Raw genomic sequence first — 26,605 nt, 5'->3', positions numbered from 1 at the left:
CGACGGGCCGGGGAGCCTGACCATTCAGGTCCGACGGGCCGGGGAGCCTGACCGTTCAGGTCCGACGGGCCGGGGGGCCTGATCGTTCAGGTCCGACGGGCCGGGGGCGGGGCGGGGGCGCGCGTCAGGCGCCGGCGAGGGCGAACGCCTCGTCGAGGGTGAGCGCGCGGCCCTCGGCCAGGGCCTCGTCGTAGGCCGCGCCGTCCAGCCCCGCGGCCCGTACGACCCCCTCGGCCGCCGCCCGGCTCTCGCGTTCCTGCGAGGCCGGGTGGTGGCCCTTCGGCAGATGCGCCCGGTACGCGCCCAGCAGCCGCGCCCCGTCCCGTACGCGCTCCGGGCCGCCGAGCCCGGCCAGCGCCCAGCCCGCGGTCAGCAGATGGACCGCCGGCATCTGCGGCGCCACCATCCCCGACATCGGGTCGCGCGAACTGGTCAGCGCGAGCCGTGCCCGGTCCAGCCCTTCGGCGTACCGGCCGTCGAGATTGTCCAGCCACGCGAGCATGCCGAAGACGAAGCCCTCGAAGATCGCGAGGTTGGAGTGTTTGAAGACCTCCAGCAACCGCCCCAGTTCCGCGCGTCCCTCGGCGGCGCGCCCGCTGCGGCCGAGCCGGATCGCCAGAAAGAGCCGGGCCGCCGGTTCGGCCTCGTAGTCGCGCCGGGCGCTGCGGGCGAGGATCTCTCGCAGCACCGCCTCGGCCTCGTCCCCGTCGCCGGTCTCCATCATCACGCCGGCCAGCCGGGTGCGCAGCAGGGAGACCTGGGACTCGGCGCCGAGCCGCCGGGTGTTCTCGATCGCGGCGCGGAAGTCGGCGGAGGCCAGGGCGAACTCACCGTGGCGCTCATGGGCCTCGGCGCGCGCCGACAGGGCCTCGGCGGCGCCCCACGCGTCGCCGAGCCGGGTGAAGATCTCCAGGCTCTCGTCGGCGTCCCGGCTCGCGTCGCCCAGCCACTCGGTGCGGTTGGCGAGGACGTTGGCACGCATCTGGAGGGCCGACGCCAGCTCCCACTCGTAGCCGAAGCCGTACTCACGGCACGAGTCCACCGTCACGTCCATGATCTCGCGGAACGTGTCGGCCTGGCCCGTCAGCAGAATCGCGAAGAACCAGAGCGATCCGGGCATCCGGCAGGTCTGCGGCAGACCCGGCCGGTACACCTCGCCGACGCGGCGCAGCCACTCCTTGGCCTCGGGCGAGGTCCAGCGGTCGAACTCGTGGTTCATGCTCGCGAGGTGGATCAGGCGGGCACCGCGCCGCGCCTCCAGCAGTTGCTCGGGCGCCATCGGCGGCGGGGTGTCGGTGCACCGTTCGTGAAGGGGAGGCGCGGGGGTGGTCGGCGGGTCGAAGGGGTCGGGGCCCAACTCGGCGGCGGCGTGCGACCAGTGCCGCGCGTCGGCCCGCAGATCGAGGATCTGCCAGTACCAGGCGAGCGCGTGGACGAGGCAGAGCGCCTCGTGCTCGTCGCGGTCCGCGACGGCGCGCCGCAGCGCGGTGCGCAGATTCTCGTAGTCGAGCGTGATCCGGGCGATCCAGACGAGCTGGCCGGGCCCGCGCAGCTTCGGGTCGGCGAGCCGGATCAGCTCCCGGTAGTGGGTGAGGTGGCGGCGCTCGGCCGCGGCGCGGTCCCCGGACTCGTCCAGCCGTTGGGCGGCGTACTCCAGGACCGTCTCCAGCAGCCGGTAGCGCATCGCGCCGTCGGGAGCGGGGGTGGCGACCACGAGGGACTTGTCGACCAGTGAGCCGAGCAGTTCGAGGGCGTCGGGGCCGCACACGGCTTCGGCGGCGGCCAGGTCGCAGCCGCCCGCGAAGACGGACAGGGCGGCGAGCGCGGTGCGCTCCGGGCCGGCGAGCAGGTCCCAGGACCAGTCCACGACGGCGCGCAGGGTCTGCTGCCGGGGCAGTACGGTGCGGCTGCCGCCGGTCAGCAGCCGGAACCGGTCGTCCAGCCGGTCGGCGATCTGCCGGAGGGTGAGCATCCGCAGCCGGGCGGCGGCCAGTTCGATCGCCAGCGGCAGCCCGTCGAGACGGCGACAGATCTCCTCGGCGGCGGCCGGGTCGTCCTCCGTACGGAAGCCGGGGCGGGCGGCGGCGCCCCGGTCGGCGAGCAGCCGCAGCGCCATGGGTTCGGGGAGGGGGCCGACGGGGCGTACGAGCTCACCGGGCACCCCGAGCGGTTCCCGGCTGGTGGCGAGGACGGTCACGCCGGGGCAGCGGGCCAGCACCTCCTCGGCCAGCCGGGCGGCGGCGTCCACGACGTGCTCGCAGTTGTCGAGCAGGAGCAGCAGCCGGCGGCGCGCGCAGTGCTCGACGAGCCGTACGAGCGGGTCGTCGGCGCCGGGGTCGACGGCCCGCAGCCCTTCGGCGCCCGCGCCCCGCAGCACGGTCTCGCGCGCGCCGAGCGCGACGAGCACGGCCTCGGGGACGGTCGCCGGGTCCTCCACGGGGGCGAGTTCCGCGAGCCATACGCCGTCGGGCCAGGCATCGCGGTCGCCCCCGGCGGCGGCCTCCTGCGACAGCCGTGTCTTGCCCGCGCCGCCGGCGCCGAGCAGGGTGACGAGGCGGGCGTCGCGAAGATCGCCCCGGAGCGCGACGAGATCGGCGTCGCGCCCGACGAAGCTGGTGATGCGGGCGCGGAGGTTGCCGGGGGGCGGTTCGGGGGGCGCGGCGGGGTACGGGGCGGGGGCCTGTCCGGTGTCCGCCGGGGTGGCTCCGGGGCGGGCGGCGGTGTCCGGGGCGGCGGGGAGGTGCCCGGGTCCGGTGGCCCGCTCGGCGCCGGCGCGCCCGTGGGGTGCGTGGTGCGGTCCGCCGCGCTCCGCCTCGTGCGGTCCGCCGCGCGGTACGTCGAGGGGCGCCGCGGGCCGCACCGTGGCGACGGCGCGGCCCGGCCGGGGCGGGGCGTCGGGGCCGGGGTCGTATCCGTCCTGGTCCAGCAACTCCTTGTGCAGCGCGCGCAGTTCCGGACCCGGGTCCATGCCCAGCCGGGTCGCCAGGTCGCGGCGGACGTCCTCGTACGCGGACAGTGCCTCGGCCGTACGCCCGACGGCGCGCAGCGCGCGGATGCGCAGGGCCTGGAGCAGTTCGTCGATCGGGTGCTCGTCGCAGAGCGCGGCGAGTTCGGGCAGCGCCTCCTCGGCGCGGCCGAGGGCGAGCGCCGCCGTGAGCCTGGCGCGGCGGGCGGCCAGCCGCCGGGACTCCCAGCGCGCCGCCTCGGCGCTGCGGTCGGGCAGATCGGTCAGCGCGGGCCCGTGCCACAGGGCCAGTGCCTCGTCCAGCAGCTCGGCGGCCCGCGCGGGGGCGCCGTCGTCCAGGGCCCGTACGCCCTCGGCCGTGAGCCGCTCGAAGTGGTGGAGGTCCACGTCCTCGGGGGCGGCGCACAGCCGGTAGCCGCCCGTCTCGGACACGACGGTCCCGGCGCCGAGCGCCCGGCGGAGCCGGCTGACCAGCGCCTGGAGCGCGCCCGCCGCGTCGGCGGGCGCGTCGCCGTCCCAGACCTCGTCCACCAGGGTGGCCGCCGGGACGGTCCGGCCGGGCCGCATGGCGAGCACCGTCAGGAGCGAGCGCAGCCTGGCGCCGCCGACGGCGCAGGGAGTGCCGTCGGCGCGCAGCGCCCGTGTCGGGCCGAGAAGCCGGTAGCGCACCCCACCATTGTCCGGTACGGCCATGCGCACGGCCGCCCGCGCCCCCCCCGGACCGGCGGATTCCGCCTCCGGGGGCGGGGCCGACGTTCACGGGCGGGGTCTGCGTTCGGCGCCGCCCGGCCGGTGCGGCCCGGCCGACCGACGGCGGGCGGTTCCCGGCGACGCCGCTGCTTTCCCGGCGACGCCGCTGTACGGTGCGACACCCCGGTACGGTCGGGCACGCACGGTCGGCCACACCGCACCGGCCGCCGCCGCCCGCGCCCGTCAGGAGCCGCGCATGACCACCGCACCCTCCCGTCGTGACGACCGGCGGATCAGTCCCGTCTTCCTCGGGATCACGGCCGTCACGGCGGCGGCGGGCTGGGCGCTGTGGGCGGACTTCGCGGCGGACGCCCGTGTCGTGGTGTTCCTGTTCGTCACGTCGGCGTGGGTGGTGTCGCTCTGCCTCCACGAGTACGCGCACGCCCGCACCGCCCTGCACAGCGGTGACATCTCCGTCGCCGCCAAGGGCTATCTGACGCTCAACCCGCTCGCGTACACCCACGCCCTGCTGAGCGTCGTACTGCCGGTGCTCTTCGTCGTCCTCGGCGGCATCGGGCTCCCGGGCGGCGCGGTCTTCGTCGAACGCCACCGGATCAGGGGCCGCCTGCGCCACAGCCTGATCTCGGCGGCGGGCCCGCTGACGAACGTCCTGTTCGCCCTTGTGTGCACGGCCCCGTTCTGGCTGGACGCGCTCGACGGCGTACCGGAGACCTTCCGCTTCGCCCTGGCCTTCCTCGCGCTGCTCCAGGTGACGGCGGCGATCCTCAACTTCCTCCCGGTGCCCGGCCTCGACGGCTACGGCGTTCTCGAACCGTGGCTGTCACGCGGCCTGCGGGCACGCGCGGAGTCCTTCGCGCCGTTCGGGATGCTCGCGGTCTTCGCGGTCCTGTTCATCCCCTCGGTGAACAACGCGTTCTTCGAGGCCATCGACACGATCCTGTCCACCCTGGGCGTCGGCGACGGCCAGACGTACTGCGGCCAGAACCTGTACCGCTTCTGGACGGGGCGGGACGAACTGTGCGGGTCGCTCGTCAACTAGTGCGGGTCTTCGCCCTGCGCACGTAGTACCACGCCATGTTCGAGGAGAGCCCTGCCAGCAGCACCCAGACGACGCCCAGCCAGCTTCCCTGGACGAAGGACACCACCGCCGCCGTGGCGGACAGGAGGCAGACGGCGAGGGCGTAGAGAGCGAGGCGGGGCATGGGGTCGGCTCCTGTCGGGGCGTGGGGCGTGCGGGTGGCGCGCGTCCAGTGTCCCCCATGCCCCGGACGGGTCAGACGTCGGTGACGCGCAGGCCCGCGTGGGCCTTGTAGCGGCGGTTGGTCGAGATCAGGTTGGCCACCAGCGACTCCACCTGGTGCGCGTTGCGCAGCCGGCCCGCGAAGACGCCGCGCATGCCGGGGATGCGGGCGGCGAGGGCCTGCACGATGTCGGTGTCGGCCCGGACCTCGCCGAGGACCATCACGTCGGTGTCGATCCGCTCGACCTCGGGGTTCTGGAGCAGGACGGCGGACAGGTGGTGGAACGCGGCGGTCACCCGGGAGCCGGGCAGCAGGGCGGCGGCCTGTTCGGCGGCGCTGCCCTCCTCCGGGGTGAGGGCGTACGCGCCCTTCTTGTCGAAGCCGAGGGGGTTGACGCAGTCCACGACGAGCTTGCCCGTGAGTTCGTCCCTGAGGGATTCGAGGGTCCTGGCGTGGCCCTCCCACGGCACGGCGACGACCACGATGTCGCTGCGGCGCGCGCATCCGGCGTTGTCGGTGCCCTCGATGCCGAGGCCGAGTTCGGCCGCCGCCGACTCGGCGCGGTCGGCGGCGCGGGAGCCGATGATCACTTTCTGCCCGGCGCGCGCCAGCCGGTAGGCGAGTCCCCGCCCCTGGTCGCCCGTGCCGCCGAGGACGCCGACGGTCAGGTCCGAGACGTCGGGGAGTTCCCAGGGGTCCTTCGCGGGGGGCTTCGGCGTGCTGCCACTGTCGGTTGAAGTCATGACCATGACCCTACTCGTCGGTACGGAGGCGCCGGGAGCACGGCCCGCGTACCGGTTCCGGCCGTCCGGGACGACTCCTTCGGGTGACTCCGTCCCGGACCTCCGGCGCGGGGCGCGCGGGCGCGGCAGGATCGCCGGCCATGGATGCCGTACGCGTCGCGCTGCTCCGTGACGTCCTGGCCGGTACGGAGTGGCCGGCCGCGACCCGCCGGTTCGCCGCCTCCCTGCGGTCCTCCGTCGTACCGCGCGGCGGCGGGCTGCTGCTGGTCGGGACGCGGGCGTACGAGCCGTGGCATCTGGCCGCGCATCTCGTGGACGAGGCGGCGTGGGCGGGATGTCCGGAGCTGACGCCGTCGCTCGTACGGCACCGGGTCCGGCCCGGCGACCCCGCGCATCTGTCCGTCGGGCTCGGCAGGCTGGAGGGCGCGGGCCGGGGCGAGACGCTGCTGCTGGTGGCGCCCGAGCGGCCGGACGGCGGGCTGCTGGAGCGGGTGCGGGACGCGCGGCGGGCGGGCGCGACGGTGCTGTCGCTGGGCAGCGCGGACCCCGAGGTGGTGGGGCTCGCGCACGACGCGCTCACGCTCGCCCGGCCCGAACCGGAGCGGGAGGAGCCGTCCGGCCTGGATCTCGACCTGGTGCAGCACCTGGTGAGCGCGGCGGCGGGTGAGAACAGCCTGCCGTCGACGCGGGGCAGGCGCCGCTTCCGGGACCGGCTGTCCCGGCTCGCCGACCAGCTGACCGCACCGCCGCCCGGCCGCTGGTGACCGAGGACGCGCCGGTCGGCCACGTGCCGTACCCGCTCCGGCGGATACCTCCTGAAGAAGGTGCCCGCCCGGATCGGGTCCGGCGGGAAACCTCCTAAAGGAGTTGCCCGGGGCGACCGTCGCGGCGCAGCATGGCCCCTCGTGACCAGAAAGCTCTCGGCGATCCTGCCGGACCTCTCCCCGCTGCGTACCCTGCGTGAGTTCCGGCTCCTCTGGATCCAGGGCCTGGTGACGTACTTCGGCAGCTCCATGGCCATGATCGCACTGCCGCTCCAGATCAAGGACCTCACCGACTCGCCGCTCGCGGTCGGCGCGATGGGCGCCGTCGAACTGGTGCCGCTGATCGTCTTCGGGCTGTACGGCGGGGCGCTCGCCGACGCGGTCGACCGCCGCAAGCTGATCCTGCTGTCCGAGGCGGGCCTGGGGCTGCTCGCGGTCGTCCTGCTGGTCAACGCGCTGCTGCCGCGGCCGGCCCTGTGGCCGCTGTACGTCGTCGCCGCGGGCGTCTCCGCGCTGTCGGGCGTCCAGCGGCCCGCGCTGGACTCGCTGATCGCCCGGATCGTGCCGCACTCCCAGCTCACGGCGGCAGCCGCGCTCAACGCGCTGCGCTGGCAGACCGCGGCGGTCGCGGGCCCCGCCGTGGCCGGTGTCGTGGTGGCGCTCTCGGGGACGGCGACGGCGTACGCGCTGACCGTGGCCGGGTTCGTCGTCTCCGTACTGATGTGTCTGCGGCTGCGCCCGGCGCCTCCTTCCAAGGAGGCCGCGAAGCCGTCGCTGCGCGGGATCGCCGAGGGCGCGCGGTACGCGTGGAGCAAACCGGTGCTGCTGGGCACGTACGCGATCGACCTGAGCGCGATGTTCTTCGCCTTCCCGCTGGCGATCTTCCCGTTCCTGGCGGAGGACCTGCACGCGGAGTGGGCGCTGGGTCTGATGTACGGGGCGATCCCGCTCGGCTCCGTGCTGCTCAGTCTGACCAGCGGCTGGGCGTCGCGGGTCCGGCGGCACGGGCTGATGGTGGTGCTCGGCGCGGGCGGCTGGGGTCTGGCGATGACCGTGGCGGGCTGGATGCCGAACATCTGGCTGGTGCTGTTCTGTCTGATGCTGGCGGGCGCGGGCGACATGCTCAGCGGGCTGGGCCGCTCGACGATCTGGAACCAGACGATCCCGGAGGAACTGCGCGGGCGGCTGGCGGGACTTGAGGTGCTGTCCTACAGCGTGGGCCCGCAGCTGGGCCAGGTCCGCGCGGGCACGGTGGCCGGCTGGACGGGCACCCGCACGGCGGTCTGGAGCGGCGGGGTGGCGTGCGTGGCGGCGGTGGGGCTGCTGGCGGCCGTACTGCCGAAGCTGATGACGTACGACTCCGACACGGACGAGGACGCGCTGCGCCGCCGGGCCCAGCAGGAGGCCGCCCTCGCGGCGGAGGCGGCGACCGGGGCGGAGGCTCCCGGAGCGGACGCCGCGGGTACGGCCGCCGGGACGGACGCCGCCGCGCCCGAGGCCCGGACGCCCGGCCCCGGGGCGGCCGTCTGACCCGCAGCCCCGCCCCGGCGGCACCCGCCCCCGTCAGCTCGGCGGCGGCGGATCCGTCGGCTCGTCGTGCCAGCGGGGGTCCGTCTCCCACTCCTGGTTCCGTTCCGACGCGGTCCGCATCGCGCCCTCCGCCTCCTGCCGGGAGGCGTACGGACCGAAGCGGTCCTTGGCCGGACACTCCGGCCCCTCCTCGACCTTCTGGTGCTGGAGGCAGTAGTACCACTCGCCCGGCTTGCCCGCCGTGCGCTTCTTGAACAGGGCCATCGTCGGCTCCTTCCTCTGAACGCCATGCTGCCCCACCGGCGGCTTTTGAACGCTGGTTAGACTCGTCGGTATGTCTGGCCAGTCGCTGCTCGCGCCCGGGGAGCTCTCTCCCGCCCGTTCCGTCCCCGGAAGGATCCGGCGTCCCGAGTACGTCGGGAAGCCCGCGCCGGCCCCGTACACCGGGCCGGAGGTGCAGTCGGACGAGACCGTGGAGCTGATGCGGATCGCCGGGCGGATCGCGGCCCAGGCGATGGAGGAGGCGGCGAAACACATCGCGCCCGGCGTCACGACCGACGAACTCGACCGCGTCGCCCACGAGTTCATGGTGGACCACGGGGCGTACCCCTCCACCCTCGGCTACCGCGAGTTCCCCAAGTCGCTGTGCACCTCGGTCAACGAGGTCATCTGCCACGGGATCCCGGACTCCACGGTGCTGCGCGACGGCGACATCGTGAACCTCGACGTCACCGCGTACATCAACGGGGTGCACGGCGACAACAACGCCACCTATCTCTGCGGCGACGTCGACGACGAGTCGAGGCTGCTGGTCGAGCGGACCCGCGAATCGCTGAACCGGGCCGTCAAGGCGGTCCGGCCGGGCCGCCAGATCAACGTCATCGGCCGGGTCATCGAGTCGTACGCCAAGCGCTTCGGCTACGGCGTGGTCCGCGACTTCACCGGGCACGGCATCAACTCGTCGTTCCACTCCGGGCTGATCATCCCGCACTACGACAGCCCGCAGGCGACGACCGTCATGCGGCCGGGCATGACCTTCACCATCGAGCCGATGCTCACCCTCGGCACCCACGAGTACGACATGTGGGACGACGGCTGGACCGTGGTGACGAAGGACCGCAAGCGCACGGCTCAGTTCGAGCACACGCTGGTGGTGACGGACACGGGCGCGGACATCCTCACCCTGCCCTGAGCCCCGCTCCGGGTCCGGGTCCGGGTCCGGCTCCGGGTCCGGGTCCGGTTCCGGCTCCGGGTCCGGCCGTGGGGCTCTGCCCCGAACCGTGCCCCGAGCCGCGCACCGCCCCGGCTCGCCCCCACCCGACCCGGCTCACCCCCACCCCCGGCCCCTGCCGCGCATCGCCCCCGCCCCCGCCGTGACCTGTCCGGCCCGGAGCGGGGGCCGCTCCATTTTCACCGGGTGTCCCCGCGCGGGCACCGGGGTATGTTTTTTACCGACAGGACGTCGGGAACCAGTTGACTTAGGTAAGCCTAAGTAAGAGGATCGGTGCAGGCAAGCGCCCATGCTTCCCCGCCGGATCCCGGTCCGGTACCCCGTTCCCTCGTTCCCGGAGGCCCGCCTTGGACGCAACCGCCACCGCCACCCCGTTCTCCACCCTCATCCGTGTCGCGTCGCACGAGCAGCACACCGAGGCGGAGACCTCCACCTTCATGAGCGACCTGCTCGGCGGACGGCTCGGGGTGGACGCGTACACGCGCTACACCGAGCAGCTGTGGTTCGTGTACCGGGCACTGGAGGGCGCCGCCGCGACCCTCGCGGAGGACCCGGTCGCCGGGCCCTTCATCCGGCCCGAGCTGGCGCGCACCGCCGCCCTGGAGCGCGACCTCACCCATCTGCGCGGCGCCGGCTGGCGCGACGGCCTCCGTCCGCTGCCCGCCACCGCCGCGTACGCCGCCCGGGTCGAGGAGTGCGCCCGCACCTGGCCCGGCGGCTATGTGGCCCATCACTACACGCGCTACCTCGGGGACCTCTCCGGCGGGCAGATCATCCGGGACAAGGCCGAGAAGACGTGGGGGTTCGCGCGCAAGGGTGACGGCGTCCGGTTCTACGTCTTCGAGGAGATCGCCAACCCGGCCGCGTTCAAGCGCGGTTACCGCGAACTGCTCGACGCCCTCCCGGCGGACGACCTGGAGAAGCAGCGCGTCGTCGACGAGTGCAAGCGGGCGTTCGACTTCAACGGCGCCGTCTTCCGCGAGCTGGGGGGCGAGTTCCCCCTCAGCGCGTAAGGAGCCACGAGGCGCGCCGCGTTCAGCGGGGCTGGAGCAGGCGGACGCGTCCGCCGATCTCGATCGAGCCGTCAGGGCCGGGGGCAGTGAGGATCTGCGACCCCCGGCCCTGCGTGATGTTCAGCGCGCGGCCGAGTTCGGCGGTGAGCAGCAGCGCCGCCGCCCCCGTCGCCTCGTCCTCCACGATGCCGTCGCCCCGGCGCGGGAAGGCCCGCGCCCTGACCCGGCCCGCCGGTTCGTCCTGCCACGCCCATGCGTAGAGCCAGCCCTCGCCCGGCGGCGGGGCGGGGAGCGCGTCGACCTCGGCGGGCGTCCCGTAGCGGCACAGGGTGCGCGGCGGGGCCCATTCGGGGCGCGCCGTGATCCAGGTGAACTCGCCGTCGTGGCGCGCCCACACCTCGCCGGCGGGCGGGTTGACGGTCTCCAGGTCGAGCAGCCACGCGGCGCCGACGAGCGGGTGCCCGGCGAACGGCAGCCGCAGGCCGGGGGTGTAGATGTCGACGTAACCGCGCTCGGGGTCGTCCACGAACACGGTCTCGCTGAGGCCGAGTTCGGCGGCGAACGCCTGCCTGGACGCCTGGTCGGGGTAGTCGCGGCCGTCCCGGACGACGCCGAGCGCGTTGCCGTGCCGCCCGTCGCCCCCGCAGAAGACGCGCAGTATCTCGATGCCGCCGCCCGCTGTGGCGCCGCTGCCGAAGTCAGTCACCCAGGCATTGAAGCATCACGCCGGACGTGTGCCCGACGGTGCGGGGCCGTACCGCGCGCTTCCGCGTGGTACGGCCCCGTCGTCGGCTGTCCCCGGTGGACCGGGGACAGCGGCCCGGCCGTCAGATCGTGTCGGTGACCTGCGTACGGCGACGGGCGAAGTACACGGCCGCGCCGCCCGCGACGGCCAGTGCGCCCGCCGCGCCCATCAGGGCGCCGGCCGGGACCTCGGAACCGGTGCTGGCGAGGCTCCCGGTGCCGCCCGTGGTGCCTCCGGCGGTGCCGCCGCCCGCCGTACCGCCCGTGGTGCCCGCGCCGCCGGTCGTGCCGCTGTCGCTGCCGCCCGTACCGCCCGTACCTCCGGTGCCGCCGCCGGAACCGCCCGGAAGATCCGCGTCCTCGGAGAGGGAGACGGCCGCCGTGAGGGCGTCCAGTGCCTCGCCCTCCGGGTACATGCCGCCGAACGCCTCGGTGCCGGCCGCCGTCAGCGAGGCGGGCACGGAGTTCAGCGCGACGACGCCGTCCTCGGCCTTCAGTTCACCGGCCGGCAGGTCGAGCGTGGCGATGGCCAGGTCCTTGAAGGTGGCGACTTCGTGGGTGGTCCGGTCCTTGCTGCTGACGTCGGCGACGAGGGTGCCCTTGCCGTTCTTGACCTCCGCCTCCAGACCGCTGAGCTTGAGGTCCAGGGTGTACGAGCCGTTCTCCTCGTGGCCCAGGAAGCGGACCGATCCTTCGAACGCGGCGGACAGGGTCTGCGCGGCGGCGTCGAAGGTGCCGGTGGCCTTCGTGAAGCGGTACGCCTCACCGGACTGGACGGCGCCGTCGGCGAGTTCGACCTTGCCGCGGGCGACGGGGCCCGTCACATAGGTACGGAAGCTTTTCTTGACGCCCCAGTCGAGGTTGCCGTCGACGAGCGAACCCTCCGTGACGGCAGGGTCGTCGGTGGGGTCGGTCGTGGGGTCCGTCGGATCATCGGTGGGATCGGTCGGGTCCGTGGGGTCGGTCGGGTCCGTGGGATCGGTGGGGTCCGTCGGGTCCGTGGGATCGGTCGGGTCCGTCGGGTCCGTGGGCGGTTGGCCCGCCGTGACCGAGAGCGTCGCCGGGTCGAGGGCGGTGCCCGCCGCGTAGAAGCCGTCGAACGACTCCGAGCCGGCGGCCGTCAGGGTGGCGGGGATGTCCTTGAAGACCATCGCGCCGTTCTCGCCCCGGCCCGGCGCGACCGCCGTCAGGTCGAGGTCCGCGATGGAGACGTCGTCGCGTGTCTCGCTCGTGCCCTCGGTCACGCTGGTGACGTCGGCGGTGATCTCCCCCGCCGTACGGCCGGTGTTGACCTTCACGTCGCTCAACGTGATGTCCAGGACCCCGTGGTGACCCTCGAAGTGCACGCTCCCCTTGAAGCCGGTGGCGGTCGCGTGCGTGCCCGTGTCGTAGGTCCCGGCACCGTCGGTGAAGGTGAACACCCCGTTCCCGGCGGCCTGGGTGGCGCCGTCGGCGGCCGTGATCTTCCCGGCGGCGACGGGCGAGAGGAGGTACCGGCGGAAGGACTCCTTGAAGCCCCACTCCAGGGTGCCGTCCTTCAGTTCGAGCTGCGGCGCGGCGGGCGCTCCGGGGGCGGCGGTGGCCGGGACCGCGAACGCGGTGGCACCGAGGGCCACGACGGTGGCGGCAGCTGCCGCGAGGGCAAGGGGACGGCGGGTGGCTGGCATGTTCGGGGGTCTCCTCAGGTATGGAAAAACACAACAAGGAGTGGGGGGTTGGGGAGGGGAAGAAACGTCAGGTCTGGTCGGAAGCGGAGCCGGGGCCGGGGTCAGGACCGGGGGCAGGACCGATGTCGGGGTCGGCGCCGGGCCCAGTGCCCGCACCGGCTACGGCGACGGCCTCCGCCCTCGGGGTACGGCGCCGCACCCCGGCGTACACCGCGAACGCCGCGGCGAGCAGCACGGCCGCGCCGACGCCCGCCCGGACGAGGGAGTGGGAGGACCCGGACGAGGACGCGGAGACGGCGTCGGTGTCGTCCGTCCCCGCCTTCCCGGCGGGCGGGTCGCTCGCGGCGGCGGGCGACGGCCCGGCGGACGCCCCGGCGTCGCTGCCCAGGTCGGGCAGCGCGGGCAGCTTCGCCGACGTGTCGACGGTCACGGCGAGCGAGACGCGGTCCATCGCCGTGCCCGCCCGGTAGAGGGAGCCGAAGGTCTCGGCGCCGTCCTCGGTGAGCGTCGCGGGCGCCTCGGTCAGCGCGGCGAGACCGTCCTTCGGCGTGAAGTCCTTCGCGATGAAGGTGACCAGGGGTACGGCCGTGCGCGGCGCCCCGCCCCCGGTGGTGACATCGGCGGCCAGGGTGCCCCTGCCGCCCTTCACCCGGACGCTCACCTTGCTCAGCGTCAGGTCGAGCCGGGTGCCGGTGAAGCGGACGCTGCCCGCGAAGCCCGCGTCGAGCGTCTGCTTCTTCGCGTCGTACGTACCCTCGCCCTTCGGGAAGCGGAAAAGCGCGCCGCCGTCCTGCGCCCCGTCGGCGAGCGTCCAGCGGCCCTTGGCGATGGGGCCGGTGACGTACTCGCGGTACGTGCGGCGTACGCCCCAGTCGACGGCCGCGTCCTCGAAGGCGCCCCCGGCCCGTGCCTTGCCGTCCTTGCCGGAGTCGTCGCCGGAGTCCTTGTCCGTGTCCTTGCCGGAGTCCTTCCCGGCGCCGGACGGGTTCTGTCCGGGCTTCTTCACGGAGTCCTGGCCCGCGGCCACGTCGACGGAGAGGCTGACCGGGTCGAGCGGGGTGCCCGCCGTGTAGTACCCGGCGAAGGCGGTGGCGCCCTGAGTGGTGAGCGTGGCGGGGACGTTGCTGAGCGAGACGGGGCTGCCACCGCCCCGCATGTCGATCCCGCCGAGGGAGAGCGCGGCGAGCGGGACCTGGTAGCGCGTGGTGATCTTGCCGCTGCCCTTGGCCTTGCTCGCCATGTCGGCGTACAGGGTGCCCCCGCCGCCGGAGATCCGGACCGTGGGGCGGCTGATGGTGAGGTCCAGTTCGTGCGACCCGTCGGGCTCGGTGTGGCCGGTGAACCGTACGCCGCCGCCGAATCCGGCGCGCAGCGCGCCGCTGTCGGGGTCGTACGTCCCCGAGGCGGAGTGGAACCGGAACTGGCTGCCGCCGACGGTGGCCGCTCCCCCGGTCAGGCTCCAACTGCCGCCCGCGATGGGCCCGGTGACATAGCTCTGGAAGGAGGACTTGATCCCCCAGTCGAGCCTGCCGCCCTGGACGGCGCGGTTCGCCGCCTGGGCCGTGGCCGCCGGGAGCAGGGCCCCGAGAAGTGCGGCGAGCAGCGCGACGGCGAGAGCGCGCACCGGTCTGGACGACAGCATCAGAGATCACTCCCATGTCGGAGAAGCCGGCGGCCACGGGCACGCCGAAGAAAGCCCGGAAGAGACAGACCCCGGACCTGGTCAGCAAGGTAAGGCTAACCTAAGCTATCTCCAGCCTGGCCGGAACCCTTCCGTCTCAGGTGTCTCAATCAAGACCACACACAACGACGGGACGGTGCACTCCGTGCGCACTCAACGCCTGGCGGGCGCGCTCATCTCGGCGCTGGCGCTCGCCCTGGTCACCGCCGGCTGCGGTGCCGGCGGCGGCAGCGGTGACGGCGACAGCGGCGGGACCACGAAGAGTTCGGGGTCGGCGACGGCGGCCCGCGCCGACCGGGTCGAGCCACTGGCCACCGTCCCCGCGCCCCGGCTGCCGGTCACCGTGGACTCCGCCGACGGCACGAAGGTCACCGTCACCTCCGCCGACCGGCTCGTGCCGCTGACCGGATCGCTCAGCGAGATCGTCTTCACCCTCGGCCTCGGCGAGCACGTCGTGGCGCGCGACATCACGGCCACCTTCGAACAGGCCGAGAAACTGCCCGTGGTGACCCGGGCGCACGACGTCTCCGCCGAGAGCGTGCTCTCCCTCCGGCCGACCCTCGTGCTCGCCGAGACCACCACGGGGCCGGCGGAGGCCGTCCAGCAGATCCGGGACGCCGGGATTCCGCTGCTCGTCGTGGCGCCGGCCAAGGGCCTGGACGACGTCGGCGAACGCATCACAACGGTCGCGCACGCGCTGGGAGCCGACGCGGCGGGCGAGGAGTTGAGCGCGCGCACGGCGGAGCGGATCGCCGCCGTGCGGAAGCGGATACCGGCGCCCGCCGACGGTGTCAGGCCACGCGTCGCCTTCCTCTACCTCCGCGGCTCCGCCTCCGTCTATCTGCTCGGCGGCCGTGATTCCGGGGCGAGTTCACTGCTGGAGGCGGCCGGTGCCGTCGACGCGGGCAAGGAGTCGGGGCTCGACAAGGACTTCACGGCGATCACCAGCGAGGCACTGGCGAAGGCGGCGCCCGACGCGCTCCTGCTGATGACCAAGGGGCTCGACTCGGTGGGCGGGCCCGACGGACTGGTGGAGATCCCGGGGGTCGCCGAGACGCCCGCCGGTCTCGACCGCCGGTTCGTCTCCGTCGACGACGGCGTCCTGCTCAACTACGGGCCCCGTACCGACCAGGTACTCGCGTCCCTGATCGAACAGCTCTACCCGGACGGCTCCTGAGATGACCACCGCACCCACCGTGACCGCACCCCCGGACCCCGCCCCGGCCGGGCCCGCCGCCGTACGGAAGAAGTCCCAACGGCGCGGCTGCACCTGGCTGTTGACCGCCGGGCTGCTCGGCGCGCTGCTCCTGCTCTGTCTGCTCTCCGCCGGGCTCGGCGCGTACGGGATCCCCCTCGGCGACGTCCTGGGCTCCGTCCAGCACCGGATCGGCCTCGGCGGGACCGCGCTCGACCGGGTCGCCGAGAGCGTCCTGTGGAACGTCCGGCTGCCGCGCGTCGTCCTCGCGCTGCTCGTCGGCGCCTCGCTGGGCTGCGCGGGGGCCCTGATGCAGGGCGTGTTCGGCAATCCGCTGGCCGAGCCCGGCGTCATCGGCATCTCGGCGGGCGCGGCGGTCGGCGCGGTCGCGTCGATCGCGCTCGGCCTGACCTTCCTCGGCAACTGGACGGTGACGGTCTGCGCGTTCGTCTCGGGGCTGCTCACGGTCCTGCTGGTGTACGCGATGTCCCGCTCCGGCGGCCGTACGGAGGTGGTCACGCTCATCCTCACCGGCATCGCGGTGAACGCCTTCGCGGGCGCCCTCATCGGGCTCTCCATCTTCTTCGCCGACAACGCCCAGATCAGCCAGATCACCTTCTGGCAGCTCGGCTCACTGGCACAGGCGACCTGGCCCAAGGTGCTCGCCGTCCTGCCGTGCGCACTGCTCGGACTGGCCGTCGCGCCGTTCTACGCAGGGAAGTTGGACCTGCTCGCACTCGGCGAACGGCCGGCCCGGCATCTGGGTGTGGACGTCGAACGGCTCCGGGTCGTGCTGGTCCTGGTCGTCGCGCTGCTGACGGCGGCGGCGGTCGCGGTGGCGGGCATCATCACCTTCGTCGGCCTGCTGGTCCCGCATCTGCTGCGGATGGCGAACGGCCCCGGCCACCGCTTCCTGGTACCGGGCAGCGCGCTCGGCGGGGCGCTGGTCCTGGTCGCGGGCGACCTCGCGGCCCGCACGGTGGCCGCCCCGGCCGAACTGCCGCTGGGCGTCCTGACGGCACTCTTCGGCAGCCCGTTCTTCTTCTGGCTGCTGCGCAGGACACGTCGCAAGCAAGGGGGTTGGGCATGAGAGCCGGCACACGGATGAAGGTCCTGGCACGGGGTGCGCTGGGGGGCCGGTTCGCCACGCGGGCGCGGGAGTTGCCCGCCCGCGTCGCCCCCGGGGAGGTCGTCGCCGAGGCGCGGAACCTGCGGGTAAGGCTCGGCGGGCGTGACGTCCTCGGCGGCGAAGCGGGCGGCGTGGACCTCCTCGTACGCGCGGGAGAGGTCCTGGCGCTCGTCGGGCCCAACGGCGCGGGCAAGTCCACCCTGCTCGCCGCCCTCGCCGCCGATCTGAGCCCCGTCGACAGCACCGCCGACAGCACCGCCGACAGTCCCGGGGGCGCCCCCGGCGGCACGGTCCGGATCGGCGGCCGGCCCGCCCACCACTGGTCCGCGCCCGAACTCGCCCTGCGCCGGGCCGTGTTGCCGCAGGCGGCCACCCTCTCCTTCCCGTTCCCGGTCGCGGAGGTCGTCCGGATGGGCCGCGCCCCCTGGGCGGGCACGGCGGCGGAGGACGACGACGAGGCGGCCGTGGCCGGGGCGATGGCCGCGACCGAGGTCACCGCGTTCGCCGAGCGCCCGTTCTCCGCGCTGTCCGGCGGCGAACGCGCCCGCGTCGCGCTCGCCCGGGTCCTCGCCCAGCGCGCCCCGCTGCTCCTCCTCGACGAGCCGACCGCCGCGCTCGACCTGCGGCACCAGGAGCTGGTGCTGCGCGTCTGCCGGGAAAGGGCGGCGGCCGGTGACGCCGTCGTGGTCGTCCTGCACGACCTCGGGCTGGCCGCCGCGTACGCCGACCGGGCCGCCGTCCTGCACGAGGGCCACGTCGTGGCGGACGGCCCGCCGGCCGGCGTGTTCGACGGCCAACTCCTCAGCCGTGTCTACCGGCAGGCGGTGGAAGTCTTCCCGCACCCGCGAACCGGGACCCCGCTCGTGGTGCCCGTCCGGACCGGTAGGGTTCGAACGGTCAGTGGGGGTCACGGAGCAGAAGGCGACCGATGAGAAGGCCGATTGGGGCAGCGGCGGGGCTGGCGATGGCGACCGCGACGTCGCTGCTCGCGAGTGGGTGTGTGACGGTCCACGGTGAACTGGCGGTCCTGCCGGGCGCGAAGAAGTCCGAGGCCGCCCAGGCGCTCACCGACTTCATCGAGGCGTACAACGAGGCCGACAAGGCGTTCGACCCCGCGCTGGACGCCGGGCGTGTCACCGGCGCGCTGGGCGCGATCAACCAGGCCGGGCTCAAGGCCAGGAGCGTCACCGACCCGAACGGCAACACCCGGCACCAGCCGCTGGAGTTGACCGACGCGCGCTATCTCATCCCCAAGAAGGCCGGCTGGCCTCGCTGGTTCGTCGCCGACACCGACAGCAACCGCGACCGTGACAACGGCCCCGACGACAACCGCTGGGTGCTGGTCTTCGTACGCAACGGCGCCGACCAGCTCTGGGAGGTCGCCTACCTCGCGATCCTCACACCGGACGAGATCCCCGAGTTCCGTACGGACCAGGACGGCCTCGTCGAACCCGCCCCGGCGGACAGCGAGTCACCGGCGGTGGCCCCCGGGGACGTGGGCGACGCGTACATCTCGTACCTGAAGACCGGCGAACCGGCCCGCTTCGCCCCGGGCCCGCACACCGACGCGTGGCGCGAGCTCCGCGCGAAGAACGCGAAACTGCCCGGCCTCACCGTCCAGTACAGCGATCAGCCCCTGGATTCCGGGGACTTCGGGCCACTCGCGCTCGCCACGAAGGACGGCGGCGCGCTCGTCTTCTTCGCGATCAAGTACTTCGAACGGCAGACGGCCGCCGCGGGCTTCACCCCCAAGGTGGGCCCCGACATCAAGCCGCTGCTGACCGGCCGGGTGACCAACACCCTCACCAAGGAGTGGGTGTCGAGCCAGGCGGCGCTGGTCCGGCCGGACGGCGCCGGCACGGACCAGGTGAACGTGGTGAGCAGACTGCAAGGCGTGGTGGGGGCCGAAGGCTCCTGACCCCGCCCGGGAACCGCCGGGCGGCGCACCGTCGGCGCACCGCCCGAGGTCAGCGGCCCAGCGGCCAGGCCACCGGGTGCGGGTCCAGTTCGTGGTTCTCGCCCGCGTACCGCGCGCACGCGTCGGTCAGCGACTCCAGCAGCGTCAGCGGGTCGGGCAGCGGAAGCTCGGGGCCGCGCAGCCAGGTCAGCGCCAGTTCACCGGGCAGCCGGGCGGGCGGTACGAGGACGTAACTGCCCCGGCAGTGCCAGCGGAAGCCGGGATGCTCGTCCATCGTCTCGGGGTGGCAGTCCAGTTCACAGGGCCACCACTCGTCCTCGTCCTCGGGTGTGCCCCGGGTCGCGGTGAAGAAGAGCATCCGGTCGCCGCCGGAGTCGGCCACCGGGCCGACGTCGACACCCGCCGCGAGCAGCCGCTCCAGCGCTCGGGCGCCCGCCTCCAGCGGGACGTCGAGGACGTCGTGGATCATGCCGGTGGCCGTGATGAAGTTGGCGTCCGGCTGGTTGGCGGCCCACCGTTCGATCTGCGCCTCGTCGGTCGTGGACTGCGTCTGCCAGGCGAAGGAGACCGGGTGCCTGCCGGGGGTGGGACAGCCGATGCGTTCGCACGAACATCGGTAGCCGACGGGGTGCGCGGCGGGTGAGACGGGCATACCGGCGGCGGCCACGGCGAGGAGCAGGGCCAGTCGGGCGTCGGCGTCCGGGGCGGGCTCGGGGCCGTCACCGGACTTTCCGGCGAACCGGCGCAGCCACTGGGAAACCTTGCCCTCAGTGCCGCGGTAGCGGCCGAAATCGTCGCCCATCTATCCCCTCACCTCATGCGTCGGCCCTCTCGGACACTTCCATGTTCGCACCATCCTGCGCCCCGGGGGGCCGAGCTTCGCCACCGGGGTGGGGCGGCGGACGCCGCTCACCGGGTGCCATCACTGGCTTTACCAGGAAATGAGCCGCCGATGCGGGCGATGGGCGCCGGTGGTGTTCGCCACAGTGACGGTTGTCGCGAATCACTCTGTCCCGGTTCCGTTTTCTGGTAAGGCACCGGGTGCCGCCGGGGTGCGCGCCGGGCCTCAGCCGACGCGGGCAACAGGCGCGGGCGGCGGGCGCGGGCGCGGGCCGGTGCTACGCCCTGGGCGCGAGGCCGAGCAGCGCGTGGTCGACCAGCGTGTCCGCGTACGCGTGGGTGAGCGGCAGCGTCCGCAGCAGCCAGCGGTGCAGCAGCGGACCGATCAGCAGCTCCGTCGCGGTGCGCGGGTCGATGTCGTCCCGTACGGCGCCGGCCTCCTGTGCGGCCCGCAGCCTCCTTACGTAGAGCGCGATCTGCGGCTCCAGCAGCCGTTCCGTGTACTCGGCGCCGATCGCCGCGTCCACGATGCCCTCGGCGGCGAGCGCGCGGGTCGGCGCCTCGAACGTCGGGTCGTTCAGCTCGTCGACCGTGGCGCGGAGCACCAGTTTGAGGTCGGCCGCGAGGTCACCGGTGTCGGGGATCTCGTACGCGTCGTCACCGCCCACCGCCTCGGCGGCCTGCTCGCTCAGGTCGAGGAAGGCTTCGAGGAGCACGGCGGCCTTCGAGGGCCACCAGCGGTAGATCGTCTGCTTGCCGACACCCGCGCGGGCCGCGATCGCCTCGATCGTGGTCTTCGTGTAACCGGTCTCCGCGACCAGGGACAGGGCGGCGGCGTAGATGGCGCGGCGTGACTTCTCACTGCGGCGTGTGACGTCCGGTGCCTTGTTCTCAGCCATTCCGGCAGCCTACCAGCGAGGCGAGACGCGCCGTCTCGTCCATCGCTCTCCCGCGCCCCGGTCGCCCCGTACGGCCGGTCGTCCACCGCGCCCCAAACCACCCGAACGGATCACTAGGCGAACGGCCCCCGACGACGCACCATGGGCATCAACGCACATACCCCGTGCGCTCCACCGTTCGTGAGGAGCCCTCGTTGCCTCGTGACGCCTCGCCCCGCCGCTACCTGATGTGCCCACCCGCGCATTTCAGAGTGACGTACTCCATCAACCCGTGGATGGATCCGACGAAACCCGTGGATCTGCCGCTGGCGCTCGCCCAGTGGGAGGTGCTCCGCGACCGCTACCGGGCTCTCGGCCACACCGTCTCCCTGCTGGAGCCCCACCCCGACCTGCCCGACATGGTGTACGCGGCCAACGGCGCCACCGTCATCGACGGCCGGGTGCTCGGCGCGCGGTTCGCGCACCCCGAGCGCACGCCGGAGGCCGAGGCGCATCTGGACTGGTTCCGCGCGCGCGGCTTCACCGAGATCCATGAGCCGGCACACATCAACGAGGGCGAGGGCGACTTCGCGGTCACCGGCTCGTACATCCTGGCGGGACGCGGCTTCCGCTCCAGCCCGCTCTCGCACGACGAGGCGCAGGAGTTCTTCGGCCGCCCGGTGATCGGGCTGGATCTGGTCGATCCCCGCTACTACCACCTGGACACCGCGCTCTGTGTCCTGGACGACGCGGCCGACGAGGTCATGTACTACCCCGGCGCGTTCTCACCGGGCAGCCGGGCCGTCCTCGCCCGGCTGTTCCCGGACGCGCTGATCGCCCGGGAGGCGGACGCGGCGGCCCTCGGGCTCAACGCGGTGAGCGACGGCCGCCATGTGCTGCTGCCCCAGGCGGCGGCCGGGCTGTTCGCGCCGCTCAGGGACCGGGGGTACGAGCCGATCGCCGTGGACCTGGGCGAGCTGCTCAAGGGCGGCGGCAGTGTGAAGTGCTGCACACAGGAACTGCGGCAGGACAGCGACCTGGACGTACGGCGGGAGGTCCTGCGCGCGGCCTGATCCCGGACCGCCGGACCATGGCCGCGCACAGCGGGGCCGCGCGGACGACGAACCCGCGAAACTACAACCCGTCGTCACCGGACGCGTGGCCGTATGTGTCGCCGGACGCGTCGCCCGCCGTGCCGCCGGACGTGTCGTGGGGCGGCCACGCGTCGCCCCACGACACGTCCCGCGCGGCCCGGTACAGCGGCCCGTGCCGCTTGCTCACCGTCTCCCGCCGCAGCCCGTCCGTCTCCGTGCACAGTTCGAGCAGCATCTGGCCCTTGCGGGTCTGCGGCTTGCGGGTCACCCGGGCCTGTACCGGCCGCGCGTCGAAGCGTGTCGCCGCCACGTAGCTGAACTTCTCGTCCTCGTACGCCAGCGAGCCCCCCTTCACCTGCCGGTGCAGCGACGACCGGCTGACCCGGGCCGCGAAGTGGCACCAGTCGGTGCCGGACCCGATGGGGCAGGCGCCGCTGTGCGGGCACGGCGCGGCCACCCGCAGTCCCGCGCCGATCAGCAGGGAACGGGCCTCGATGACCCGCCGGTAGCCGTCGGGGGTGCCCGGCTCCACGATCACGACGGCCTGCCCGGCGCGGGCCGCCTCGGTGACGAGGGCGGCGCGGTCGGCGTCGGTGAGTTCGTTGAGCACGTACGAGACGGTGACGAGATCGCACGCCGGGAGCGTCAGGCCCTCGGCGATCCTGGTGCGGGTCCACGCGGCGGTCCGCAGCGCGGGTGCGCCCGACCCGGCGGCCAGTTCGCGGCCGAGGGCGAGCGCGGGTTCGGCCCAGTCCAGCACCGTCGTCGTACGGCCCGCCGGGCCCCCGTCCCCGCCGCCGTCCCCGCTCGCGTCACCGTCCGCCCAGACCGCCTCGGCCGCCCAGACCGCCGCCCCGGTGCCGCCACCCACGTCCACGTGGCTGCCCGGCGCCCACCCGGGCGCCGCCTCCGCCAGCGCGTCGAGCGCGGACCGTACGGCCTCGAAGGTGGCGGGCATCCGGTACGCGGCGTACGCGGCGACGTCGGAGCGGTCGCGCAACAGCGGCGCACCGGTCGGGGTGACTCCCCGGTAGTTGGTGATCAGCCGCTCGACGGACCGGGCGGCCTGGCTCGGCGGCAGTCCGTCGAGAAGCCCGGCGAGTGCGGCGCGCAGGGCTTCGGCGGTGGGGAGGGAGGCGTTCACCGCCGAAAGTGTAGGCGCCGTGGCGATCGCCGGAATCCGCACGTCCGAACTTCCGCCGGCCTGCCGTTCGGCCGGGAAAACGGGCACGGATCGGGCATCGCACGGGCACCGCCCGAACTGCGGCGGAGACCGACCCAGTTGCTACGCTGACGGCCTCTGCCGCTCCATCGCCACACCGTGCACGTGGGGGGACCAAGTTGTCGTTTTACCGGACTCGCGGTCTGACTCCGATGTCCTTGATGACCAAGCGGCAGAAGATCGTCCGCCTCTCACTCGTGGCCGGGATCCTGATCCTGGCCATGCTTCTCATCCTGGCAAGCTGCGGCGGTGCGAAGAAGGTCGACGCGAAGCCCCGGAAGCCGGTCGTCAGCACGGGCCCCGAGACTCAGCTGAACGTGCCGGCCGGTTACGACACCGGGCACGGCTGGGAGATCGAGGACGTGTCGCCGCAGTACGCGGTCGCCTCCGCCACCGGTCTCGTCGCCTATCTGGCCCGGACCGACCAGAGCCGGTACCAGCTCCGTACGCTCAACTCCGCGACGGGGAAGGCCGGTTGGTGGGGCCAGGCGTGGCGTCCCCTGGCGCCGGTCGACCGCTACCCCCGGCTGCTCTCGGTGACCAAGGACGACAAGCAGTACTTCGTGACCTGGTCGTACGGGCGGCTCGGCGAGTTCGCGGTGGCGTCGGCCGACACCCTCGTCTCCCTCGACATCTACGACGCGGCCACCGGTGAGCAGCGGCGGGTCGAGGTGCCCTGGACGGACGCGCCGAACATCAGCGGTACCGGCCCCGGCATCCTGATCAGCGACGGCAAGGCCGTGAGCGCCGTGGTCGACCCGGCGACGGGCGAGGTGTCCCGGACGGCGCCCGGCTCGCTCGGCTATCCGAAGGGCTGCCCGAACTGCAAGAAGCTGACCGAGGTGCGCGGGGTGACCCCGAACGGTCTGCTGGTGAGCGGCGCGAAGGAGTTCTGGGTGCGGGGCGGCTGGTTCAGCCGGAAGGTCGCGCCGAAGGGCACCGAGCCCACGTCCGGGGTTCCGGCGTCCCTGACGGCGGGCCATGTGCTGGCCAAGTGGCAGAAGAAGAAGGGCCAGAAGGACGCCGCCACGCACGATCTGTGGGTGGTGCACGCCCTGGACACCGGCAAGGCGGTCGCGCAGGTGCGCTGCCGCAAGCCCGCCATCAGTTCGTCGGCCGAGCCGCAGCTCCTGCCGTCGCCCGACGGCCGCTATCTCGTCGCGGGCCGGCTCGCCTTCGACCTGGACGAGAAGACCGGGTACTGCTTCGAGGAGCCGGACGGCACCAGGCCGCTGACGCTGACGTCGGTGGCGGACACGGGTGTGGCGTACGGGGCGACGAGCGCCCGCAACGCGACGGACGCGCTGGCCGGCGGCGGCAATCCCGTACAGGTGGATCTCGCCACCGGGGAGCCCGATCCGCTGGCGCTGAACGTGCGGCTGCCGAGCGGGGACACCAACGGGGTGGGACTGTTCCGCTGGACGGACGGCAAGGACCGCCCGCACCTGATCGCGTACACCCGGCGCACCCAGAACTGACCACGGGAAGCCGGGGGTTGGGTGCGGATCCCGGGCGGCGTACCGGGAACTGAGGGGCGGCGCGGAGCACGGACTCGGTCGGCGTGGCGCGCACCGGCCGCGGCAACCCGGAGCCGGGACGCCGCCGGTCAGGCGCCCTTCGCCTCCGGCGCCGCCCGGTGCCGTGTCCGCCACGGGCGGCACAGCGCCAGGAAGCAGAGCAGCGAACCGGCCCCGCACACCACCTGCACGACCGCCATCGGCACCGCCGTGCCCTCACCCGCGATGCCGACGAGCGGCGAAGCGACGGCGCCGATCAGGAACGACGCCGTGCCGATGAGGGCCGACGCCGACCCGGCGGCGTGCGGGGTCCGCATGAGCGCCAGCGCGTTGGTGTTGGGCATCGCGAGCCCCATCGCCGACATCAGGACGAACAGCCCGGCGGCGACCGGGAACAGGCCGGGCTCGCCGAAGACCCCGCTCGTCATCAGCAGCAGCGCGACCCCGGCGAGCGTGATGACGGTCAGGCCGACGGCCAGCACCTTGTCCATGCTGACCCGGCCGACCAGCAGCCGGCCGTTGATCTGGCCGACGGTGATGAGTCCGATCGAGTTGACGCCGAAGAGCAGGCTGTAGGTCTGCGGCGAAGCGCCGTAGATCTCCTGAACCACGAAGGGCGAGGCGGCGATGTACGCGAAGAGGGCCGCGAACGCGAGTCCGCCCGCCAGCGTGTAGCCGGTGAAGACCCGGTCGGCGAGCAGTCCGCGCATCGTGCCGAGCGCTTCACGGACACCGCCGCTGTGCCGTTTCTCACTCGGCAGCGTTTCGTGCAGCCACTTCACGACGACCAGGGTGAGCGCGACACCGACCACCGTCAGCACCACGAATATCCCCCGCCAGTCGGTGACGTGGAGCACCTGGCCGCCGATGACCGGGGCGATGATCGGCGCGACACCGGAGATCAGCATCAGGGTGGAGAAGAAGCGGGCCATCTCGACCCCGTCGTAGAGGTCACGCACCACGGCGCGGGCGATCACGATGCCCGCGGCGCCCGCCAGTCCCTGGAGGAGGCGGAAGGCGATGAGCAGTTCGACGGTGGGGGCGAAGGCGCAGATCGCGGTGGCCAGGACGTACACGACCATGCCGAGCAGCAGCGGCCTGCGGCGCCCCCACCGGTCGCTCATCGGGCCGACGACGAGCTGGCCGAGGGCCATGCCGGTCAGACAGGCGGTGAGGGTGAGCTGGGCAGTGGCGGCCGACGAGCCGAGGGCCCGGGTGACGGCGGGCAGCGCCGGGAGGTACATGTCCATGGAGAGCGGCGGCAGGGCGGTGAGTCCGCCGAGGACGAGCGTGACGACGAGGCCGGCGGTGCGCGCGGCGGGAAGACCGACGCCGGTGCCCGGAGCCGGGGTGGCTACCGGGGCCGGGGTGGCTATATGTCCTTTACGTGCTTGTGTGGTCTGGCCGCCGTCCGGCATTCGCATCTCCAGGTCGTTGAAACCTTCCCTATGCTCTCAGCTTCGGCCGAGTGGTCGTGACCTTTTTTGTTGTAAGGGGCATTTATGACGGCGGAACAGGGCTCCGCGACCGCGGTGACGCGGTGGGGCGTGCTGGCCACGGGCGGGATCGCGGCGACGTTCACGGCGGACGTGCGGCGACTTGAGGGCGCCGAGGTGGTCGCCGTGGCGTCGCGGAGCGAGGCGTCGGCGAAGGCGTTCGCCGACCGGTTCGAGATCCCCCGGGCGTACGGCGAATGGGCCGGGCTCGTGGCGGACCCCGAGGTGGACGTGGTGTACGTCGCGACACCGCACGCGGCGCACCGCGCGGCGGCGGGGCTCGCGCTGGAGGCGGGAAAGGCGGTGCTCTGCGAGAAGGCGTTCACGCTCAACGCGCGTGAGGCGCGGGAGTTGGTGGCGCTGGCGGGCGAGCGGGGCCTGTTCCTGATGGAGGCCATGTGGATGTACTGCAATCCGGTCATCCGGCGGATGACGGAGCTGATCGCGGACGGTGCGATCGGTGACGTACGCATGGTTCAGGCCGACTTCGGCGTTCAGGGCCCGTTCGGCCCGGACCACCGGCTGCGCGACCCGGCGCTCGGCGGCGGCGCGCTGCTGGACCTCGGGGTGTACCCGGTGTCGCTGGCGCAGCTGATCCTCGGCGAGCCCGACCGCGTCCAGGCCGACGCGCTGCTCTCGCCGGAGGGCGTGGACCTCAACACGGGGATGCTGCTGGGCTGGGACTCCGGCGCGACGGCGTTGCTGAGCTGCTCGGTGACCGCCGGAACCGCGTCGACGGCGACGGTGACCGGCACGGCGGGCCGGATCGAGCTGCCCAGCGGCTTCTTCGCCCCGGACTGGATGGTGCTGCACCGCGAGGGCCGGGCCCCCGAACGGATCAAGGAGGACAGCCCGTTGACCGGTATGCAGCACGAGGCGGCGGAGGTGATGCGCTGTCTCCGGGCCGGCGAGACACAGTCGCCGCTGGTACCGCTGGACGGCAGTCTCGCGGTGATGCGGACGCTCGACGCGGTCCGTGACCGCGTCGGCGTCCGCTACCCGGTGGACGCGACTTCCTGACACACC

The 26,605-nt window shown here is 73.5% G+C and carries 23 protein-coding genes; 12 read left to right on the top strand and 11 right to left on the bottom strand.

Features of this window, described 5'->3' with window-relative positions; genetic code table 11:
- Positions 1-124: 124 nt before the first annotated feature.
- Positions 125-3,658 (bottom strand): AfsR/SARP family transcriptional regulator, encoded by a 3,534-nt coding sequence (locus OG875_RS23005; RefSeq protein ID WP_330176116.1) that lies wholly within the window; start codon positions 3,656-3,658, stop codon positions 125-127.
- A 253-nt stretch (positions 3,659-3,911) separates the two neighbouring features.
- Between OG875_RS23005 and OG875_RS23000 the strand changes: the two genes are divergently transcribed.
- Positions 3,912-4,715 carry a site-2 protease family protein gene (locus tag OG875_RS23000; RefSeq protein WP_330176115.1) on the top strand — a complete coding sequence of 268 codons (804 nt, stop codon included), beginning with the start codon at positions 3,912-3,914 and terminating at the stop codon, positions 4,713-4,715.
- On the opposite strand, the gene OG875_RS22995 is transcribed toward OG875_RS23000, so the two are convergent.
- Both OG875_RS22995 and npdG read right to left on the bottom strand, forming a co-directional pair.
- Positions 4,708-4,878, bottom strand: a complete 171-nt coding sequence (locus OG875_RS22995) for a hypothetical protein (protein ID WP_330176114.1) — start codon at positions 4,876-4,878, stop codon at positions 4,708-4,710. The two genes, OG875_RS23000 and OG875_RS22995, sit on opposite strands and share 8 nt — an antisense overlap.
- 71 nt (positions 4,879-4,949) lie before the next feature.
- Positions 4,950-5,660 (bottom strand): NADPH-dependent F420 reductase, encoded by a 711-nt coding sequence (gene npdG, locus OG875_RS22990; RefSeq protein WP_330176113.1) that lies wholly within the window; start codon positions 5,658-5,660, stop codon positions 4,950-4,952.
- 140 nt (positions 5,661-5,800) lie between these two features.
- Here npdG and OG875_RS22985 point away from each other — a divergent pair, with 140 nt between their 5' ends.
- Complete coding sequence (locus OG875_RS22985) at positions 5,801-6,424, top strand: hypothetical protein (RefSeq protein ID WP_330176112.1); 624 nt, start codon at positions 5,801-5,803, stop codon at positions 6,422-6,424.
- A gap of 141 nt (positions 6,425-6,565) precedes the next feature.
- The gene (locus OG875_RS22980) at positions 6,566-7,954 is read left to right on the top strand and encodes an MFS transporter (protein WP_330176111.1); all 1,389 of its coding nucleotides are present in this window, start codon (positions 6,566-6,568) and stop codon (positions 7,952-7,954) included.
- A 33-nt stretch (positions 7,955-7,987) separates the two neighbouring features.
- Here the strand turns inward: OG875_RS22980 and OG875_RS22975 are convergent, their stop codons facing one another.
- Positions 7,988-8,218 (bottom strand): hypothetical protein, encoded by a 231-nt coding sequence (locus OG875_RS22975; RefSeq protein ID WP_330176110.1) that lies wholly within the window; start codon positions 8,216-8,218, stop codon positions 7,988-7,990.
- Positions 8,219-8,288: 70 nt separating this feature from the next.
- On the opposite strand from OG875_RS22975, the gene map reads away from it, so the two are divergent.
- Both map and OG875_RS22965 read left to right on the top strand, forming a co-directional pair.
- A complete protein-coding gene (gene map, locus OG875_RS22970) occupies positions 8,289-9,146 on the top strand; it encodes a type I methionyl aminopeptidase (protein WP_330176109.1) in 858 nt (285 codons plus the stop codon).
- A 386-nt stretch (positions 9,147-9,532) separates the two neighbouring features.
- Positions 9,533-10,198 (top strand): biliverdin-producing heme oxygenase, encoded by a 666-nt coding sequence (locus tag OG875_RS22965; RefSeq protein WP_330176108.1) that lies wholly within the window; start codon positions 9,533-9,535, stop codon positions 10,196-10,198.
- Positions 10,199-10,220: 22 nt separating this feature from the next.
- Here OG875_RS22965 and OG875_RS22960 read toward each other — a convergent pair whose 3' ends face one another.
- The 3 genes from OG875_RS22960 to OG875_RS22950 form a co-directional block, all read right to left on the bottom strand.
- On the bottom strand, positions 10,221-10,904 hold the full coding sequence (locus OG875_RS22960) for a PhzF family phenazine biosynthesis protein (protein WP_330176107.1): 684 nt from the start codon (positions 10,902-10,904) through the stop codon (positions 10,221-10,223).
- 121 nt (positions 10,905-11,025) lie between these two features.
- The gene (locus tag OG875_RS22955; protein WP_330176106.1) at positions 11,026-12,609 is read right to left on the bottom strand and encodes an HtaA domain-containing protein; all 1,584 of its coding nucleotides are present in this window, start codon (positions 12,607-12,609) and stop codon (positions 11,026-11,028) included.
- Between the two features lie 67 nt (positions 12,610-12,676).
- Positions 12,677-14,251 (bottom strand): HtaA domain-containing protein, encoded by a 1,575-nt coding sequence (locus tag OG875_RS22950; protein WP_330176105.1) that lies wholly within the window; start codon positions 14,249-14,251, stop codon positions 12,677-12,679.
- A 184-nt stretch (positions 14,252-14,435) separates the two neighbouring features.
- On the opposite strand from OG875_RS22950, the gene OG875_RS22945 reads away from it, so the two are divergent.
- Genes OG875_RS22945 through OG875_RS22930 form a run of 4 tightly spaced genes read left to right on the top strand, consistent with a single transcriptional unit; the run spans position 14,436 to position 18,532 of the window.
- The gene (locus OG875_RS22945) at positions 14,436-15,467 is read left to right on the top strand and encodes a heme/hemin ABC transporter substrate-binding protein (protein WP_330176104.1); all 1,032 of its coding nucleotides are present in this window, start codon (positions 14,436-14,438) and stop codon (positions 15,465-15,467) included.
- A 1-nt stretch (position 15,468) separates the two neighbouring features.
- On the top strand, positions 15,469-16,575 hold the full coding sequence (locus tag OG875_RS22940; RefSeq protein WP_330176103.1) for a FecCD family ABC transporter permease: 1,107 nt from the start codon (positions 15,469-15,471) through the stop codon (positions 16,573-16,575).
- A 14-nt stretch (positions 16,576-16,589) separates the two neighbouring features.
- A complete protein-coding gene (locus OG875_RS22935) occupies positions 16,590-17,546 on the top strand; it encodes a heme ABC transporter ATP-binding protein (RefSeq protein WP_330177866.1) in 957 nt (318 codons plus the stop codon).
- Entirely contained in the window at positions 17,543-18,532 is a 990-nt protein-coding gene (locus tag OG875_RS22930; protein ID WP_330176102.1) for a hypothetical protein, read from the top strand. The genes OG875_RS22935 and OG875_RS22930 overlap by 4 nt, the downstream gene beginning before the upstream one ends.
- Before the next feature lie 49 nt (positions 18,533-18,581).
- Here the strand turns inward: OG875_RS22930 and OG875_RS22925 are convergent, their stop codons facing one another.
- A complete protein-coding gene (locus tag OG875_RS22925; RefSeq protein ID WP_330176101.1) occupies positions 18,582-19,334 on the bottom strand; it encodes a bifunctional DNA primase/polymerase in 753 nt (250 codons plus the stop codon).
- 316 nt (positions 19,335-19,650) lie between these two features.
- On the bottom strand, positions 19,651-20,271 hold the full coding sequence (locus tag OG875_RS22920) for a TetR/AcrR family transcriptional regulator (protein WP_330176100.1): 621 nt from the start codon (positions 20,269-20,271) through the stop codon (positions 19,651-19,653).
- Positions 20,272-20,435: 164 nt separating this feature from the next.
- Here OG875_RS22920 and ddaH point away from each other — a divergent pair, with 164 nt between their 5' ends.
- Positions 20,436-21,323 (top strand): dimethylargininase, encoded by an 888-nt coding sequence (gene ddaH / locus OG875_RS22915; protein ID WP_443079176.1) that lies wholly within the window; start codon positions 20,436-20,438, stop codon positions 21,321-21,323.
- Between the two features lie 61 nt (positions 21,324-21,384).
- Here the strand turns inward: ddaH and OG875_RS22910 are convergent, their stop codons facing one another.
- A complete protein-coding gene (locus OG875_RS22910; protein ID WP_330176098.1) occupies positions 21,385-22,488 on the bottom strand; it encodes a small ribosomal subunit Rsm22 family protein in 1,104 nt (367 codons plus the stop codon).
- A gap of 239 nt (positions 22,489-22,727) precedes the next feature.
- Here OG875_RS22910 and OG875_RS22905 point away from each other — a divergent pair, with 239 nt between their 5' ends.
- Positions 22,728-24,044, top strand: a complete 1,317-nt coding sequence (locus OG875_RS22905; RefSeq protein WP_330176097.1) for a hypothetical protein — start codon at positions 22,728-22,730, stop codon at positions 24,042-24,044.
- A gap of 128 nt (positions 24,045-24,172) precedes the next feature.
- On the opposite strand, the gene OG875_RS22900 is transcribed toward OG875_RS22905, so the two are convergent.
- Positions 24,173-25,501: a Bcr/CflA family multidrug efflux MFS transporter gene (locus OG875_RS22900; RefSeq protein ID WP_330177865.1), complete on the bottom strand. Its 1,329-nt coding sequence runs from the start codon at positions 25,499-25,501 to the stop codon at positions 24,173-24,175.
- A gap of 84 nt (positions 25,502-25,585) precedes the next feature.
- On the opposite strand from OG875_RS22900, the gene OG875_RS22895 reads away from it, so the two are divergent.
- The gene (locus OG875_RS22895; protein WP_330176096.1) at positions 25,586-26,599 is read left to right on the top strand and encodes a Gfo/Idh/MocA family protein; all 1,014 of its coding nucleotides are present in this window, start codon (positions 25,586-25,588) and stop codon (positions 26,597-26,599) included.
- Positions 26,600-26,605 lie beyond the last annotated feature (6 nt).

It is taken from the genome of Streptomyces sp. NBC_01498 (genome assembly GCF_036327775.1).
Lineage (GTDB): Bacteria > Actinomycetota > Actinomycetes > Streptomycetales > Streptomycetaceae > Streptomyces.
This window is presented reverse-complemented; position numbering and strand designations above follow the sequence as displayed.

Coding starts and splice junctions, on each gene's coding strand:
- OG875_RS23005 (WP_330176116.1), bottom strand. CDS start 3,658: ATGGCCGTACCGGACAATGGTGGGGTGCGCTACCGGCTTCTCGGCCCG.
- OG875_RS22950 (WP_330176105.1), bottom strand. CDS start 14,251: ATGCTGTCGTCCAGACCGGTGCGCGCTCTCGCCGTCGCGCTGCTCGCC.
- map (WP_330176109.1), top strand. CDS start 8,289: ATGTCTGGCCAGTCGCTGCTCGCGCCCGGGGAGCTCTCTCCCGCCCGT.
- OG875_RS22985 (WP_330176112.1), top strand. CDS start 5,801: ATGGATGCCGTACGCGTCGCGCTGCTCCGTGACGTCCTGGCCGGTACG.
- OG875_RS22920 (WP_330176100.1), bottom strand. CDS start 20,271: ATGGCTGAGAACAAGGCACCGGACGTCACACGCCGCAGTGAGAAGTCA.
- OG875_RS23000 (WP_330176115.1), top strand. CDS start 3,912: ATGACCACCGCACCCTCCCGTCGTGACGACCGGCGGATCAGTCCCGTC.
- OG875_RS22935 (WP_330177866.1), top strand. CDS start 16,590: ATGAAGGTCCTGGCACGGGGTGCGCTGGGGGGCCGGTTCGCCACGCGG.
- OG875_RS22900 (WP_330177865.1), bottom strand. CDS start 25,501: ATGCCGGACGGCGGCCAGACCACACAAGCACGTAAAGGACATATAGCC.
- npdG (WP_330176113.1), bottom strand. CDS start 5,660: ATGACTTCAACCGACAGTGGCAGCACGCCGAAGCCCCCCGCGAAGGAC.
- OG875_RS22955 (WP_330176106.1), bottom strand. CDS start 12,609: ATGCCAGCCACCCGCCGTCCCCTTGCCCTCGCGGCAGCTGCCGCCACC.
- OG875_RS22905 (WP_330176097.1), top strand. CDS start 22,728: ATGACCAAGCGGCAGAAGATCGTCCGCCTCTCACTCGTGGCCGGGATC.
- OG875_RS22975 (WP_330176110.1), bottom strand. CDS start 8,218: ATGGCCCTGTTCAAGAAGCGCACGGCGGGCAAGCCGGGCGAGTGGTAC.
- OG875_RS22995 (WP_330176114.1), bottom strand. CDS start 4,878: ATGCCCCGCCTCGCTCTCTACGCCCTCGCCGTCTGCCTCCTGTCCGCC.
- OG875_RS22930 (WP_330176102.1), top strand. CDS start 17,543: ATGAGAAGGCCGATTGGGGCAGCGGCGGGGCTGGCGATGGCGACCGCG.
- OG875_RS22940 (WP_330176103.1), top strand. CDS start 15,469: ATGACCACCGCACCCACCGTGACCGCACCCCCGGACCCCGCCCCGGCC.
- OG875_RS22925 (WP_330176101.1), bottom strand. CDS start 19,334: ATGGGCGACGATTTCGGCCGCTACCGCGGCACTGAGGGCAAGGTTTCC.
- OG875_RS22895 (WP_330176096.1), top strand. CDS start 25,586: ATGACGGCGGAACAGGGCTCCGCGACCGCGGTGACGCGGTGGGGCGTG.